This window comes from Streptomyces sp. NPDC002513 (assembly GCF_053595355.1).
Genome location: NZ_JBSFXK010000022.1, coordinates 11,474 through 26,212, shown reverse-complemented (window position 1 = coordinate 26,212; position 14,739 = coordinate 11,474). Strand labels below are relative to the sequence as shown.

17 protein-coding genes and 1 tRNA gene are annotated in these 14,739 nt (G+C 71.9%); 7 read left to right on the top strand and 11 right to left on the bottom strand.

Features of this window, described 5'->3' with window-relative positions; translation table 11 throughout:
• Positions 1 to 88: 88 nt before the first annotated feature.
• Positions 89 to 793, bottom strand: coding sequence for a hypothetical protein (locus tag ACWD5Q_RS16955; protein WP_451427777.1), 705 nt, complete (start codon positions 791 to 793; stop codon positions 89 to 91).
• 47 nt (positions 794 to 840) lie between these two features.
• On the opposite strand from ACWD5Q_RS16955, the gene ACWD5Q_RS16950 reads away from it, so the two are divergent.
• The gene (locus tag ACWD5Q_RS16950) at positions 841 to 1,029 is read left to right on the top strand and encodes a DUF5703 family protein (RefSeq protein WP_451427776.1); all 189 of its coding nucleotides are present in this window, start codon (positions 841 to 843) and stop codon (positions 1,027 to 1,029) included.
• Positions 1,030 to 1,270: 241 nt separating this feature from the next.
• Here the strand turns inward: ACWD5Q_RS16950 and ACWD5Q_RS16945 are convergent, their stop codons facing one another.
• The 3 genes from ACWD5Q_RS16945 to ACWD5Q_RS16935 form a co-directional block, all read right to left on the bottom strand.
• On the bottom strand, positions 1,271 to 2,035 hold the full coding sequence (locus ACWD5Q_RS16945) for a chaplin (protein WP_451427775.1): 765 nt from the start codon (positions 2,033 to 2,035) through the stop codon (positions 1,271 to 1,273).
• Positions 2,036 to 2,203: 168 nt separating this feature from the next.
• Positions 2,204 to 2,437, bottom strand: coding sequence for a chaplin ChpH (gene chpH, locus ACWD5Q_RS16940; RefSeq protein ID WP_451427774.1), 234 nt, complete (start codon positions 2,435 to 2,437; stop codon positions 2,204 to 2,206).
• Positions 2,438 to 2,623: 186 nt separating this feature from the next.
• On the bottom strand, positions 2,624 to 3,949 hold the full coding sequence (locus tag ACWD5Q_RS16935) for a M20/M25/M40 family metallo-hydrolase (protein ID WP_451427773.1): 1,326 nt from the start codon (positions 3,947 to 3,949) through the stop codon (positions 2,624 to 2,626).
• 191 nt (positions 3,950 to 4,140) lie between these two features.
• On the opposite strand from ACWD5Q_RS16935, the gene ACWD5Q_RS16930 reads away from it, so the two are divergent.
• Both ACWD5Q_RS16930 and polX read left to right on the top strand, forming a co-directional pair.
• Positions 4,141 to 4,225, top strand: a tRNA-Leu gene (locus tag ACWD5Q_RS16930).
• Between the two features lie 105 nt (positions 4,226 to 4,330).
• Positions 4,331 to 6,115, top strand: coding sequence for a DNA polymerase/3'-5' exonuclease PolX (polX, locus tag ACWD5Q_RS16925; protein WP_451427772.1), 1,785 nt, complete (start codon positions 4,331 to 4,333; stop codon positions 6,113 to 6,115).
• Here the strand turns inward: polX and ACWD5Q_RS16920 are convergent.
• From ACWD5Q_RS16920 to ACWD5Q_RS16910, 3 genes are all read right to left on the bottom strand, one after another.
• The gene (locus ACWD5Q_RS16920; protein WP_451427771.1) at positions 6,084 to 7,214 is read right to left on the bottom strand and encodes a CapA family protein; all 1,131 of its coding nucleotides are present in this window, start codon (positions 7,212 to 7,214) and stop codon (positions 6,084 to 6,086) included. The genes polX and ACWD5Q_RS16920 overlap by 32 nt on opposite strands.
• A gap of 76 nt (positions 7,215 to 7,290) precedes the next feature.
• Positions 7,291 to 8,598, bottom strand: coding sequence for a phosphoribosyltransferase family protein (locus ACWD5Q_RS16915; protein WP_451427770.1), 1,308 nt, complete (start codon positions 8,596 to 8,598; stop codon positions 7,291 to 7,293).
• Between the two features lie 12 nt (positions 8,599 to 8,610).
• The gene (locus tag ACWD5Q_RS16910) at positions 8,611 to 8,928 is read right to left on the bottom strand and encodes a dsRBD fold-containing protein (protein WP_451427769.1); all 318 of its coding nucleotides are present in this window, start codon (positions 8,926 to 8,928) and stop codon (positions 8,611 to 8,613) included.
• A gap of 186 nt (positions 8,929 to 9,114) precedes the next feature.
• On the opposite strand from ACWD5Q_RS16910, the gene ACWD5Q_RS16905 reads away from it, so the two are divergent.
• Positions 9,115 to 9,489 (top strand): YchJ family protein, encoded by a 375-nt coding sequence (locus ACWD5Q_RS16905; RefSeq protein WP_451427768.1) that lies wholly within the window; start codon positions 9,115 to 9,117, stop codon positions 9,487 to 9,489.
• Between the two features lie 61 nt (positions 9,490 to 9,550).
• On the opposite strand, the gene ACWD5Q_RS16900 is transcribed toward ACWD5Q_RS16905, so the two are convergent.
• Complete coding sequence (locus ACWD5Q_RS16900; RefSeq protein ID WP_451427767.1) at positions 9,551 to 10,252, bottom strand: FadR/GntR family transcriptional regulator; 702 nt, start codon at positions 10,250 to 10,252, stop codon at positions 9,551 to 9,553.
• A gap of 130 nt (positions 10,253 to 10,382) precedes the next feature.
• Here ACWD5Q_RS16900 and ACWD5Q_RS16895 point away from each other — a divergent pair, with 130 nt between their 5' ends.
• Positions 10,383 to 10,922: a gluconokinase gene (locus ACWD5Q_RS16895; RefSeq protein ID WP_451427843.1), complete on the top strand. Its 540-nt coding sequence runs from the start codon at positions 10,383 to 10,385 to the stop codon at positions 10,920 to 10,922.
• 96 nt (positions 10,923 to 11,018) lie between these two features.
• The gene (locus tag ACWD5Q_RS16890; RefSeq protein WP_451427766.1) at positions 11,019 to 12,416 is read left to right on the top strand and encodes a GntP family permease; all 1,398 of its coding nucleotides are present in this window, start codon (positions 11,019 to 11,021) and stop codon (positions 12,414 to 12,416) included.
• Positions 12,417 to 12,446: 30 nt separating this feature from the next.
• Here the strand turns inward: ACWD5Q_RS16890 and ACWD5Q_RS16885 are convergent, their stop codons facing one another.
• On the bottom strand, positions 12,447 to 12,602 hold the full coding sequence (locus ACWD5Q_RS16885) for a hypothetical protein (protein WP_451427765.1): 156 nt from the start codon (positions 12,600 to 12,602) through the stop codon (positions 12,447 to 12,449).
• A 10-nt stretch (positions 12,603 to 12,612) separates the two neighbouring features.
• Here ACWD5Q_RS16885 and ACWD5Q_RS16880 point away from each other — a divergent pair, with 10 nt between their 5' ends.
• Complete coding sequence (locus ACWD5Q_RS16880; protein WP_451427764.1) at positions 12,613 to 13,305, top strand: imine reductase family protein; 693 nt, start codon at positions 12,613 to 12,615, stop codon at positions 13,303 to 13,305.
• On the opposite strand, the gene ACWD5Q_RS16875 is transcribed toward ACWD5Q_RS16880, so the two are convergent.
• Together ACWD5Q_RS16875 and ACWD5Q_RS16870 are read right to left on the bottom strand one after the other, a co-directional pair.
• Positions 13,259 to 13,894 (bottom strand): cytochrome b/b6 domain-containing protein, encoded by a 636-nt coding sequence (locus ACWD5Q_RS16875; RefSeq protein ID WP_451427763.1) that lies wholly within the window; start codon positions 13,892 to 13,894, stop codon positions 13,259 to 13,261. The genes ACWD5Q_RS16880 and ACWD5Q_RS16875 overlap by 47 nt on opposite strands.
• Positions 13,878 to 14,651: a molybdopterin-dependent oxidoreductase gene (locus tag ACWD5Q_RS16870; protein WP_451427762.1), complete on the bottom strand. Its 774-nt coding sequence runs from the start codon at positions 14,649 to 14,651 to the stop codon at positions 13,878 to 13,880. The genes ACWD5Q_RS16875 and ACWD5Q_RS16870 overlap by 17 nt, the downstream gene beginning before the upstream one ends.
• Positions 14,652 to 14,739: the final 88 nt, after the last annotated feature.

The window sequence follows — 14,739 nt, the reverse complement described above, 5'->3', positions numbered from 1 at the left end:
GCACGCCGCGACCGGTCCAGTCCGGCCGGACCCGTCCACGACCCAGCGCGCCCGGACTCGTCCAGCCAGGCCAGGCGCGCGCGTCGGCCTAGCGTTCGGCGTCCAGTGGCTCCAGGTCCTCGTCGTCGTCCAGTTCGCCGTGCAGTTCCGGATCGAGTCCGAGATCCTCCTCCACCTCGTCCTCGTCCGACTCGTCGTCGAAGACCGCGCTGACGTCGAACCGGCAGACGACCCGCTGCGGGTCGAGCTGCTCGAACGGCGCCTCCAGCCATTCGCCGGGCTCCGGCGGCTCGTCGGCGGCCGTCACCCACAGGGTGGAGTCGCCCTCCTCCAGGCCGAACTCCTTGTGCCGGGAGGCGATCTCGTCCGGTTCGAACTCCCCGAAGAGCACGCCGAGCGCGCCGTGGACGGTGCCGGCCGACGACTCCAGCGGGCCGTCCTCGTCCGCGTCCTCCACGCGCCGCGCCTGCGTCAACAGCCGCTGCGGCTCCACCACCGCGTAATCCCGGCGGATCAGCACGCTCAGCGCGTTCGGTTCCTCAGGGCCCGAGTACGGCGGAAGTGCGTCTTCCGCAGCAGGGATCTCGAAAGGTGTGACCTCGTCGTAGCGGTCGTAGAGGAGTTCGTCGTACTCCTCGGCCGCCGCGGCCAGCTCGTTGAACGCCTCGTAGACGGCCGGGTCGTCCTCACCCGTCCTGCGCTCGACCGCGGCCAGGTGGCGGTCGAGCGCGGTCTTGACCGCCTCGGCGGCGGCGCGTACCTCGGCAGCGGTGGGCTGCGCAGCATCAGACATAGTGCAGACGCTATCCGTACCGGGCCCCAGCCCGCACAATAGATGCGATGCCGGAATACGAATTTGTCGAGGTGTACGTACCGCGCGGGGTGTCCCGCAAGGACGCCACACGCCTGCTGACGGACCATGCCGAGTACGGACACTGGGAGCTGGATCGCCTGAGCCTGCTGCGGGACGGCAGCCGCAAGGTGCGGTTGCGCCGCCGGATCATCCGTCAGGTGCGCGCCACGTGGTGAGGTGACGACGGCTGGACAACGGATCAGGCCCCGCGGCGGCAGGGCCTGATCCGTTGAGAGACGCCCGCGAGGGGGAGAATGCGGCGGTTCAGCGCGCTGTGTACCGCTTCGCTGATCATAGGGCCCGCAGGCAAAGCCGGTCGCTCCTTGCGCACGCGTGACGACGGTCCGCGCTCTCCCCCCTGTGTCAGGCCGGCACCTCGCCCGCATCCGGCCTGCGCCCACGTCTGTGTCCGGTGTCTTACGCCCTCGCGCGCGCCCTGCGGTAGAGCAGTGCGCCGCCGAGCAGGGCACCCGCGCTCGCCGGTGCCAGGGCGCCGAGGGGCAGGTCACTGCCGGTGTGGGCGAGCTGTGCGTTCCCCGCGGGCCGAGTGACGGACACCGAACCACCGGGGTGGCGGACCTGCTGGGAGCCACCGCCGCCCGGCTGCTGGGGCGTGCCCGGGTGAGCGGGGTGACTGGGATGGCCCGGGTGACCGGGGTGGCCCGGCGTGCCGCCACCACCGGGAGGCGTCGTGCCGCCACCGGGAGGCGTCGTACCACCGCCAGGAGGCGTCGTGCCACCGCCAGGAGGCTGGTGGCCGCCGCCGGTGTCGGCGCAGTGGTTGCCCAGCGCGCCGTTGGCGATGCCGACGACGTTCACGCTGTTGCCGCAGACGTTGACGGGCACGTCCACCGGCACCTGGACGGTGTTGCCGGAGCCGACGCCGGGAGAGCCACCGGTGTGACCGCCCGCGTGGGAGCCGCCGCCGGAGTGCGCGCCGCCGGTGTGGGCGCAGGCGTTGCCCGCCGCCGGGTTGAGCAGCCCGATCACGTTCACGGTGTTTCCGCAGACGTTCACCGGGATGTGCACGGGCACCTGCACGGTGTTGCCGGACAGCACGCCGGGCGAGCCCGCGGCCGATCCCTGCGCACCCGAGTCGGCGTGCGCGTAGCCGCCGGTGACGGCGAGGACGCCGGTCGCCGCCGCCACGGTCATCAGGCCCTTGCGGGTGACCTGTCGCATTGCTGATTTCCCTGCCTTCGACCTTGTCGTGAACCTTCTGAAGCACGCCCGCCCCAACGAGCGGGGACGCGGAGGAACCGGTCGGCCCCGGAGTGCACGGCACGCACTCCGGGGCCGACGGGCTCAGCCCCTCACGGGGTGAGGCCCCTCACGGGGTGAGGCACAACGTCACTTGCCGACGCAGGTGTTGCCGAAGGCGGGGTTCAGCAGCCCGATCACCGAGATCGTGTTGCCGCAGACGTTCACCGGGACGTGCACCGGAACCTGGATGACATTGCCGGACACAATGCCCGGGGAGTGCACGGCGGCACCCTGGGCACCCGCGTCGGCGGCAGCCAGACCCGCGCTCGCGAGAACCAGACCACCGGTGGCGGCCGCAGCAGCGACGACCTTCTTGATCATTCTTCCTCCTTGTTGGCAAAAGCGATCCAAGCCTCGGACCGCACCCCATGTAACGAGGAGGGAGTAATGGAGCTACGAGCTTATGGTCGCATTCACTCGTCCCGGTCTGCCCCCGAACGTGCTGGCGATTACCGCAGTCTCGTTTCAGCACGCAAACCGGGACGGAATCAAGGGAGTCGGGCGTGGTCAGGACGCGTCGATGAACCGGTCCAGCACTCGCACGCCGAACTTCAGGGCGTCCACCGGAACCCGCTCGTCGACGCCGTGGAACATGCCCGCGAAGTCCAGCTCCGGCGGCAGCTTCAGGGGCGCGAAGCCGAAGCCACGGATGCCCAGTTCGTCGAAGGACTTGGCGTCCGTCCCGCCGGAGAGCATGTACGGGATCGCCTTCGCCCCCGGGTCCTCGGCCTGGAGCGCGGACTGCATCGCCTCCACGAGCGCCCCGTCGAAGGTCGTCTCGACGGCCTTGTCGGAGTGCACGTCCTCCCGTCGCACATGGGGACCGAGGATCCGGTCGAGGTCGGCGAGGAACTCCTCCTCGTGGCCCGGCAGGAAGCGCCCGTCGACATGGGCCGTGGCCTCGCCGGGGATGACGTTCACCTTGTAACCGGCGTTCAGCTGCGTCGGATTGGCCGTGTTGCTCAGGGTCGCGCCGATGAGCTTGGCGATGCCCCCGAGCTTGGCGAGGGTCGACTCCATGTCCTCCGGGTCGAGTTCGGTGCCGAGCGCGTCGCCGAGCTCGTCGAGGAAGGCCCGGGTGGTCTTGGTGACCCGCACCGGGAACCTGTGCCGCCCGAGCCGCGCGACCGCCTCGGAGAGCTCGGTGATCGCGTTGTCCCGGTGGATCATCGATCCGTGCCCGGCCGTGCCGGCCACGGTCAGCTTCATCCAGTGCATGCCCTTCTCGGCCGTCTGGATCAGATACAGCCGCCGCTGCTCGTTCACGGTGAACGAGAACCCGCCCACCTCGCTGATCGCCTCGGTCACCCCCTCGAAGAGACCGGGGTGGTGGTCGACGAGGTACCGGGCGCCGTACGTGCCGCCGGCCTCCTCGTCCGCGAGGAAGGCGAGGACGATGTCGCGCGGTGGCCGGCGCCCGCTGCGCAGCCGGTCCCGGACGACCGCCAGCGTCATGGCGTCCATGTCCTTCATGTCGACCGCGCCGCGCCCCCACACACACCCGTCGGCGATCTCGCCGGAGAACGGATCGTGCGTCCAGTCCTGCGCGTTGGCCGGTACGACGTCGGTGTGGCCGTGGATCAGCAGCGCGGGCCGCGAGGGGTCCTCGCCCTCGATACGGGCCACCGTGGAGGCGCGGCCCTGGTGCGACTCGAAGATCTGCGGTTCGAGCCCCACCTCGGCCAGTTTCCCGGCGACGTATTCGGCGGCCCTGCGCTCGCCGGGGCCGGAGTGGTCGCCGTAGTTGCTGGTGTCGATCCGGATCAGCTCACGGCAGAGGTCCACAACCTCGTCCTCGCCGGTGACGCTCCTGACCGTGCCCGTCTCGGTCACGCTGTTTCCTCCCGCTGTCACTGCACTGCTGGTGGTCCCCTCATCCTCTCTCCGACCCCCGCCGCGCCCCAAGGCCCTGTCCGGTCCGTCACGCACCGTTCACGCCGGGACGGGGTGTGATCGAACGCCCCCGAAAGCCTGGTAATGTTTCCTTCGTCGCCGCGGGGGAAGCTCTGCGCGACAGACACCTTGTCCGGGTGGCGGAATGGCAGACGCGCTAGCTTGAGGTGCTAGTGCCCTTTATCGGGCGTGGGGGTTCAAGTCCCCCCTCGGACACATGAAGGACGGTGTCGGCCTGGATCAGGTCGGCGCCGTTCGTGTTTGCGGGGCCGTCGCACCCTGGCTGGCCCGCGCGGCACGACCGTTCCTAGACTCTGAGATGTGGCCCGGCCGAACGACGAGGTCGAGGCGCTCCTCCAGGAGTACGCGGACCTCATCGCGATCACCGCGGGCGACGCGTTCAAGGCGCGCGCCTACGAGAAGGCCGCGCGTGCCATCGGCGGATACCCCGACGACATCTCCCGGCTGGACGCCGACGGGCTGCGCGGCATACCGAACGTGGGCAGGTCGATCGCCGAGAAGGTGCTCGAGTATCTGCGTACCGGCACCGTCTCCGCGGTCGAGGAACGCCGGGCGAGGATCCCCGCCGGGGTGCGGGAACTCATCACCATCCCCACCCTGGGCCCGAAGAAGGCGATGCGGCTCTACGAGGACCTGCACATCGCGTCGGTGAGCGAGCTGGCCGCCGCGATCGACGCGGACGCGCTGCGCGATCTGAAGGGCTTCGGCGCGAAGACGCAGGAGAACATCCTGCACGGCATCGCCCTGCTCCAGCAGGCGGGCGGCCGCATCCCGCTGCACCTGGCCGTCGACACGGCCGAGGAGATCGTCGCCGAGCTGTCCGGCGTGACCGGCTGCAAGCGCTGCGCCTACGCCGGGTCCCTGCGCCGGATGAGGGAGACCATCGGGGACATCGACGTCCTGGTCGCGGCGAAGCGGTCCGCCCCCTTCATGGACGCCCTGTGCGCGCTGCCGTCCACCGCCGAGGTGATCGCCCAGGGCGCGAAGAAGACGTCGATCCGCACCACCAAGGGTGTCCAGGTCGACCTGAGGGTCCTGCCGCCGGAGTCGTGGGGGGCCGGGCTGCAGTACTTCACCGGGTCGAAGGCGCACAACATCCGTACCCGCACCATCGCCGTCCGGCAGGGGCTGAAACTGTCCGAATACGGTCTCTTCGACGTGGACAGCGGCCAGTCGGTCGCCTCCCGTACGGAGGAGGAGGTCTACGCCCGGCTCGGCCTGCCGTGGATCCCCCCGACGCTGCGTGAGGACCGCGGGGAGATCGAGGCGGCGGTGCGCGGCGAGCTGCCCGAGGTGGTGACCGAGCGGAGCGTACGCGGTGATCTGCACACCCACACCGACCTCACCGATGGCCTCGCGTCACTGGAGACGATGGTGGAGGCCGCCGCCGAGCGCGGCTACGCGTACTACGCGGTCACCGACCACGCGCCCCGCCTGTACATGCAGCGCATGACGGACGAGAAGATGCTCGCCCAGCGGGAGCGGCTGCGGGCGCTGGACGGCGTCCATCACGGAATGCGGCTGCTGCACGGCACCGAGCTGAACATCGGCCCCGAGGGGGAGGTGGACTGGCCCGACGACTTCCTCGCGGGCTTCGACCTCTGCGTGGCCTCCCTGCACTCCCACTTCGACCTGGACCGGAAGGCGATGACGAGGCGGCTCGTCCGGGCGTGCGAGAACCCGTACGTCAATGTGATCGGCCATCCGACCACCCGCCTGATCGGCAGACGGCCGGGGGTCGACGCCGACTGGGACGAGGTGTTCGCGGTCTGCGCCCGCACCGGCACCGCGCTGGAGGTCAACGCCCAGCCCGACCGGCTCGACCTGGGCGACGAGGACATCCTGCGCGCCCGGGAACACGGCGCGAAGTTCGCCGTGAACACCGACGCCCACTCCGTCCCGCACCTGGCCCAGCTGCGCTTCGGCATCGGCACCGCGCAGCGCGGCTGGCTCACCCCGGACGACGTCATCAACACGTGGCCGCTGCGCCGGCTGCGCCGGTTCCTCGCCAAGGGCAGGTCAGGAGGAGACGTGCCGCGTTCGCCGCACGGGCTCACGTCCCGGCGGGCGGGGAGCGGAAGGTGAGCGTGCCGTCGGAGTCGAGGGCGACGCGGGTGCCCAGAGCACGGCTGCATCCGTCGAGGGCTGCCCGCAGCCATGCGGCGTCCTCGGCCGTGGCGTGCTCCAGCCGCATCCGGCGCGACTGCAGGGGCACCATCCGCACACCGGCCAGCCTGCCGGTGTCCGGCTCGACCGAGACCAGGTACAGCAGCCTCAGGTCGTCCCGGTAGCGCTGGTAGCCGCCGATGCCCTCGTAGTCGTCCACGAGGTCACCGCAGCCGTACAGGACGAGCCGGTCGCGGTACGCCTCCAGGGGGCGCGGGTGGTGCGAGGAGTGCCCGTGCACGATGTCCACGCCCGCGTCGACGAGCGCGTGCGCGAACCGCACCTGGGCGCGGGAGACCTCGTAACCCCAGTTGGTTCCCCAGTGGACGGACGCGACGGCGAGGTCTCCCGGGCGTTTGTGCCGGCGCAGCCGGTCGGCGAACGCCGCGGCGGAGGTCATCGAGGGACCGGGCAGGAGGTCGACGCCGGACCGCTCCCCGGCGGCGGCCCAGTGCTCGGGGATCCCGCTGGAGGGCATGCCGAAGGAGAAGACCAGCACCCGTCCGCCGCCGCGCAGCGGCACGGCCGCCGGCCGGCGGGCCGCTTCCGCGTCACGGCCCGCCCCCGCCGTGCGCAGTCCCGCGCCCGCCAGGGCGTCGAGGGTCTCGGCGAGGCCTCGGCGGCCGAAGTCCAGTACATGGTTGTTGGCCAGGGCGCAGACGTCCGGGCGGGCCGCCGCCAGACAGGGCAGATTGGCCGGAGTCATGCGGTAGTGGACGCCCTTGCCCGGCGCGAAGTCGTCGTGGCGGGTGACGGAGGTCTCCAGATTGACCACCCGGACGTCGGGTGCGGCCTCGTCCAGGACCGGCAGGGCCTCGCCCCAGGGGCGGCGGAAGCCGGACGGCCGGGGAATCGGCCCGTTCACCGCCTCGGCCAGGGCGACGTAGTCCCGGGCGTCGTGGACGTACGCCTCCCGCAGCGCCGGATCACCGGGGTGCGGGAGGATCTGGTCGACGCCCCGGCCGAGCATGACATCACCGCCGAGGAACAGCGTGACCACGCCCTCGCCCTCGTCCACCCTCCCACGCTAAGGCGGTCGCGGGCGGGGGTCGAGGGGCCGCCCGGGGCGACCCCTTGGCGGGCGGGCGAGGCCGCTACACGTGGGCCGGAGCCATGTGGTCGGTGAACCAGTCGCGGGCCAGGTCGGTCACCACCTCCAGGGTGCCGGGCTCCTCGAACAGGTGGGTGGCGCCGGGGACGATGGAGAGGTGGTTCTCGCAGCGCAGCCGGACCTGTGCCTGTCGGTTGAGGTCGAGCACGATGGGGTCGGCGCCGCCGACGATGAGCAGCGTGGGGGCGGTCACCGCCGCAAGGCGGGGCCCGGCGAGGTCGGGGCGGCCGCCGCGGGAGACCACCGCGGCGATCCGTGCCTCCGGCTCCGCGGCGGCCCACAGGGCGGCGGCGGCGCCGGTGCTGGCGCCGAAGTAGCCGACGGCCGGGGCCTCGTACCCGGGCCGGGTGCGCAGCCAGCCGGTGGCGTCGGTCAGCCGTCCGGCCAGCAGGCCGGTGTCGAACACATTGGCCCGGTCCTGCTCCTCCTCCTCGGTGAGCAGGTCGAACAGCAGGGTGCCGAGTCCGGCCCGGTTCAGGCCCGCGGCCACGAACTGGTTGCGCGGGCTGTGCCGGCTGCTGCCGCTGCCGTGCGCGAACACGACGATCCCGGGCGCTCCCTCGGGCACGGTCAGCCGCCCCTTGAGCCGCACGGCACCGGCGGTGATCTCGACCTCCGTCCCCGGGGGCCCCTCTTCGCCGGCGGTCGGCGCGGGGAGGCCGGCCGCCCGCCTCAGGCAGTCGGCGACCTCCTCGTCGTCGGTCTGGGCGAAGTCGGCGTAGAACTGGCCGATCGCGTAGAAGTCCCGTGGCGTCGCCACGGACACCAGTTCGTCGGCCTCCCCGCCCAGCCGTTCGGTCCAGTCGCTCGGAGCGACGGGGACCGCCAGCACGATCCGCTCGGCGCCCCGGACCCGGGCGATCCGGCAGGCCGCGCGGGCGGTCGACCCGGTGGCCACGCCGTCGTCGACCACGACCACGGTCCGGCCCTCGACGGAGACGGGCTCGTACGTGCCGCGGTAGCGCCGGCCCCGCTGTTCGAGGACCTCCCGTTCGTGTTCCTCGACCTGGGCGAGTTCCTCCCGGGTGACGCGTGCCTCGCGCACCACCGCGTCGTTGATCACGCGCACGCCGTCCTCGCCGATCGCCCCCATCCCCAGCTCGGGCTGGAACGGCACGCCGAGCTTGCGGACCAGGCAGACGTCGAGCGGCGCGCCGATCGCCTGTGCGACCTCGAAGGCGACGGGAACCCCTCCTCTGGGCAGACCCAGTACGACCGCGTTCCGGCCCCTGAGATACGCAAGGCGTGCGCCCAGTTGCCGGCCCGCTTCCTGGCGATCCATGAAGAGCACGGCTCGGCCTCCTCACTCCCGGGGCAGCCACAGCGGGGCCGGTGGGGCTTCCTCCGGCGCTCCGGCTTCCTCGATGTCTCCCGCGGCGGCACGCAGCAGTTTCCGGCCCAGCGCGATCAGCGCGCGTCCGGCGGCGAGTTCGTCCCCGATCTCGGGCACCGCCAGGTCGTAGGGGTTGCGGTGCGCCGCGGCACAGCTCTCCAGCAGGTTGTCACCGGTGTCCAGGACGACCCGGGCCGTGGTGGCGGGGTCGTGTTCGGAGAGGTAGAGGCGCAGGCTCCACTCCTTGGCGGTCGGAGGGCGGCTGCGGGCGGCTCGGGTCGACGTCATCTTCCGTACCTCCTCACACCGGTGCGGTGCGGCGCCGCACAGGGCGCACACGACCTTCTTCCACTGTGACTCCGATGGGGCGGGCGCGCACGCAAGCGGAACCGAAACCCCGGCCGCCCGGCCGCCTCGCCCTGCCGGTCCGCCCGCCCCGCGGGGCGCCGCGCCCGACCGGGCACAATGGCGGTCATGACCACGCGTTCCTGCCCGTGCGGGCTGCCCGAGGCGTACGAGAAGTGCTGCGGCCGTTTCCACGCGGGTACCGCGGCGGCGCCGACCGCCGAGGCGCTCATGCGGTCGCGGTACAGCGCGTTCGTCCAGGGGGACCCGGGGTATCTGCTGCGGACCTGGCATCCGCGCACCCGGCCCGAGCGGCTCGGCCTCGACCGCGGGATGCGCTGGACGGGACTGGAGGTCCTTCGGACGACGGGCGGGTCCGCGTTCCACTCCACGGGAACGGTGACCTTCCGCGCCTCCTACCGGGGCGGCACCCTGCACGAACGCAGCCGGTTCGAACGGGTGGACGGGGCCTGGGTGTACGTCGACGGGGACGTCCTCGACTGAGGCAGGCGCCGGACGGCTGAGCGGGCGGCGGCCCGGAGCACCGGACGATCGAGGCGGGCGCCTAGGGCGCGAGGATGTCCAGCTCGTGCAGGGCGCCGACGGTGATCTCGCGGGTCAGCAGCTCCGCGCGGGCCGCGTCGCCCTCCCGGACCGCCTCCGCGACCTGCACATGCAGGGTGACCGCGGCCGGGTCGGGGTCCTCGAACATCACGTCGTGGTGGGTGCGGCCCGAGAGGACCTCCGCGACGACATCGCCGAGGCGGGCGAACATCTCGTTGCCGGACGCGGTCAGGATCGTCCGGTGGAAGGCCACATCGTGGAACAGGTATCCCGCCAGCTGGTGGCCGCGTGAGTTCGCGACCATGCCCAGGGCGCACTCGGTCAGCTCGGCGCACTGCTCGGACGTGGCGTTGCGGGCGACCAGTCCCGCGGCCACCGGTTCGATCGCCGACCGCAGCACGGTCAGCGAGCGCAGCTGGTGCGGGCGGTCGGCGCCGGCCAGGCGCCACCGGATGACCTGGGGATCGTAGACGTTCCACGCGGCCTTGGGCTGGACCGTCACGCCCACCCTTCGGCGGGACTCCACCAGGTGCATCGACTCCAGGACCCGGACCGCCTCGCGCATCACGGACCTGGAGACCTCGTAGTGCTGGGCGAGTTCGTCGGTACGCAGCACGCTGCCCGGCGGGTACTCGCCCGCGGTGATCGCGGGGCCGAGGGTGTCCAGTACACGGCCGTGCAGCCCCCGGCCCGGAGTGGTCATGTACTCAGCGTACGGGGCGGCTCACGGGAAGAAAAGGTCAGATTTATTTGTCACACACTCTTGAATTAGTCGTACCTAATCGGTTTCAGTGACCTCGACATCAGATGTCGACGAAGACAGCGAGAGCACGATGCAGCAAGTGCGCACCCCCCACGTGGTCGTGGTCATGGGCGTCGCGGGCACGGGCAAGACCACGATCGGCCCCCTGCTTGCGGCCCGGCTCGGCGTTCCGTACGCCGAGGGCGACGACTTCCACCCCCCGGCCAACATCGCCAAGATGTCGGCCGGTGTTCCGCTCACGGACGAGGACCGGTGGCCCTGGCTGGACGCCATCGGCGCCTGGGCGCACGGGCGGGCGGGGCTCGGCGGGGTGGTCAGCAGCTCGGCGCTGAAGCGGGCCTACCGCGACCGGCTGCGGGCCGCCGCTCCCGGCGTCGTCTTCGTGCACCTCACCGGCGACCGGAAGCTCATCGAGGACCGGATGGCGCACCGGCACGGGCACTTCATGCCCACCGCGCTGCTGGACTCCCAGTTCGCCACGCTCCAGCCGCTGGAGCCGGACGAGCCGGGAGTGGCGGTGGACGTCTCGGGCAGTCCCGAGGAGATCACCGCCCGCGCCATGGACGCGCTGCGCGGCCTCGAACGGTCCTCCGCCCAGCCCTCGCGGTAACCCCCGGCCCCCGGACGCCGCTCGCACCAGGGCGCGGCCTCACAGGCCCTCCCCCACCAGAAACCGAAAGCTCCTCTCCTCACCCAAGGGACCCCCGTGACCAGACTCAGTGTCGAGATGCTGGCAGCGGACACCGTCGCGCCCATCACGTCGGCGGACCACGCTCAACTCGGCATCGCGGCGGTGGCGGGCATCGCCGTCATCGTCCTGCTCATCACCAAGTTCAAGCTTCACGCCTTCCTGGCGCTGACCATCGGCTCGCTCGCGCTCGGCGCGTTCGCCGGGGCACCGCTCGACAAGGCCATCACCAGCTTCACCACCGGGCTCGGCTCGACCGTCGCCGGTGTGGGCGTCCTGATCGCCCTGGGCGCGATCCTCGGCAAGCTGCTCGCCGACTCCGGCGGCGCGGACCAGATCGTGGACACGATCCTCGCCCGGGCGAAGGGCCGCGCGATGCCGTGGGCGATGGTGCTGATCGCCGCGATGATCGGTCTGCCGCTGTTCTTCGAGGTCGGCATCGTGCTGCTGATCCCCGTCGTCCTGATGGTCGCCAAGCGCGGCAACTACTCCCTGATGCGGATCGGCATCCCGGCACTCGCGGGCCTGTCCGTGATGCACGGTCTGATCCCGCCGCACCCGGGGCCGCTGGTCGCGATCGACGCCGTCAAGGCCAACCTCGGCGTGACGCTGGCGCTCGGTGTGCTGGTCGCCGTCCCGACGGTGATCATCGCGGGCCCGCTGTTCTCGAAGGTCGCGGCCCGCTGGGTGGACGCCCCGGTCCCGGAGCGGATGCTCCCGCCCCGGGCCTCCGAGGAGCTCGAGAATCGTCCCGGCTTCGGCGCCACGCTGGCCACCATGCTGCTCCCGGTCGTCCTGATGCTGTCCAAGGCGCTGGTCGACATCGTGGTGGACGACCCGACGAAGATGGTGCAGCGCGTCTTCGACGTGATCGGCTCCCCGCTGGTCGCCCTGCTCGCCGCCGTGATCGTCGGCATCTTCACGCTGGGCCGCCCGGCCGGTTTCAGCAAGGAGCGGATCGCGCGGACCGTCGACACGGGGCTCGCCCCGATCGCCGGCATCCTGCTCATCGTGGGCGCGGGCGGCGGCTTCAAGCAGACGCTGATCGACTGCGGCGTGGGCCAGATGGTCCTGGACATATCCAAGAACTGGTCGATCCCCGCCCTGCTGCTGGCCTGGCTGATCGCGGTGGCGATCCGGCTCGCGACCGGTTCCGCGACCGTGGCGACCGTCTCGGCGGCCGGTCTGGTCGCGCCGCTGGCGGCCGACATGTCGACCACCCACACCGCCCTGCTGGTTCTGGCCATCGGCGCCGGCTCGCTGTTCTTCAGCCATGTCAACGACGCCGGCTTCTGGCTGGTGAAGGAGTACTTCGGGCTGAGCGTCGGACAGACCGTCAAGTCCTGGTCCGTCATGGAGACGATCATCTCGGTGATCGCCGGCGCACTGGTGCTCCTGCTGTCCCTCGTGATCTGACGCCCCGGGACCGACGGAGCCGGCGGCCCGCTACAGCGGGCGCCCCACCAGGGAGCCCAGGATGTCACGGGCGGCGGTCAGGTCGTCGATCGCCGCCGTGATCCGGGCGCGCTCCTGCGCGAGTCCGCCGAGGAGCTCGGGGCACTTGCCCGCGAGGACGACCGTGTCGTCCTCGACGCAGGGCACGATCTCGGAGATGGACTACGACGCCGTACGGGCCGTGCTGCCGGCCACCGGCTGGGCGGGCCGCACGCTGGTCAACCTCACCAGTGCGGAGCCCGCGCAGGCCCGCGCCCTCGCCGACTGGGCCCAGGGCCATGGCATCCGCTACCTGAACGGCGCGATCCTCACCCCGACTCCGGCGATCGGCACCCCGGCCGCGGTGGTCCTCTACAGCGGGACGGGACAGGCGTACGAGGCGGTGGCAAGGACGCTGGCGGCCCTGGGCGGAACCGGGAGGTACCTCGGTGCCGACCCGGGGCGTGCCGCGGCCTACGAGCTGGCGCTGCTCGATCTGTTCGCCCTCTCCGTGCACGGTGCCGCGCACGCCTTCGCCCTCGCCTCCGCCGAGGGCATCGCGCCCGGGGACCTGGCGCCGCTCGCCGTCGGCATCAGCGGTCTGCTGACCGAGATGCTGCCGCGGTGGGCCGAGCAACTGCGCACCGGCCGCTTCCCCGGAGAGCGCTCCACGATCGCCTCGGCGGCGACGACGCTCACCCGGCTGGTGGAGGCCTCGGCGGCGCACGGCCTGAACGTCGGGGCGCTGACGGCGGCCCGGCGGGCCGCCGAGCGGGCCGTCGTGGACGGGCACGGTCAGGACGGGCTGGCCCGTCTGGTGGCGGCTATCGCCGCCACAGCGGATGCTCCCGTTCCGCCCACGCCCGGCTGACCAGCCCCGTCCGCAGGCCCCTGCGTGCCTCCGGGTCCCCGAGTGCCATGCCGATGTGGCCGGCGAGGACCACACCGATCGTCAGGGCGAGCCAGTCGTGGACGAACGTCGCCGAGGTGCGCCACACCAGCGGGGCGAGGTGGGTGAACCACATCAGCAGTCCCGTGCCGAGCATCACCAGTGTGGCGCCCGCGATCCAGGCCGCGTACGTCTTCTGGCCCGCGTTGAACTTGCCCGCGGGGCGGGACGCGCGGCGCCGGTCCCGGCGCAGGGCCGCGCGCAGCCAGACCCGGTCGTGCGGCCCCCAGCGGTTGAGGTGACCGAGGTCCGCGCGGAAGGCACGGGAGACCAGGCCCGCCAGGACGGGGACCGGAAGCATCAGCCCGGCCCACTCGTGGACACGGACCACCAGTTCGCGGCGGCCCACCAGCTCCGCGAACGCGGGGAGGTACAGACAGGCCGCGGTGACCACGCAGACGCCCATCAGCGCGGCCGTCATCCGGTGCACCCAGCGCGCCGCGCGGGTGAAACGCCGTACCCGGGCCGGGGCGGAGACAGGGGGATGTGCGGCGTCAACTCGTGGGGGCATCGTCCCGTCCGTTCGACCGGCCGACCCAGGCGTCGACGTCGTACCCCCGGTCCTCCCAGTACCCGGGACGCACGTCCTGGGTGAGGGTGATGCCGGAGAGCCATTTGGCGGACTTGTAGAAGTACATGGGCGCCACATACAGCCGCACCGGGCCGCCATGGTCGTGAGTGACCGGCTTGTCCTGCATCCGCAGGGCGACCAGGACGTCGTCGCGGCGTGCTTGGTCGAGGGTGAGGCTCTCGGTGTAGGCCCCGTCGAAGCAGGTGAAGCGGACGGCGCCGGCCACGGAGCGGACGCCCGCGGCCTCGAGGAGGGTGGCGAGCCGCACTCCTTCGAACGGTGTCTTCGGCACCCGCCAGCCCGTGACGCACTGGACGTCGTGCACCAGTCGGGTCTGGGGCAGGGCCCGCAGGTCGGCGAGCGTGTAGGTCTTCGGGCGGTCGACCAGGCCGTCGACGGTGAGGCGGTAGTCGGTCTCGTTCCGGTCGGGCACGGACGCCGTCACGGAGTAGTAGCGGAAGCCGCCCCCGTTGGGCAGCAGGCCGGTCAGGCCCGTCGGGTCCTTGCCGGAGACACTGCCGAGGAAGCCTTCCAGGCCGCGCTGGAGCGTGGGCGCGGCGACGACACCGAGCGCGCCGAGTCCCAGGGTCGCGAGGAGGACCCGGCGGCCGATCGGGGTGCCGGTCGCGGGGGGCTCGGGTGGCTCCCGGTCCGCGGGCTCCGGTGTGTCCCGCTCTTCGGGTCGTTCAGGGTTCACACACTGATTCGAGCACCCCGCACCCCCTCGGGGCCAGGGGGGACGGGTGCACGTCACGATTCCGTCATCTCTTCTCACCCCGTTCTCG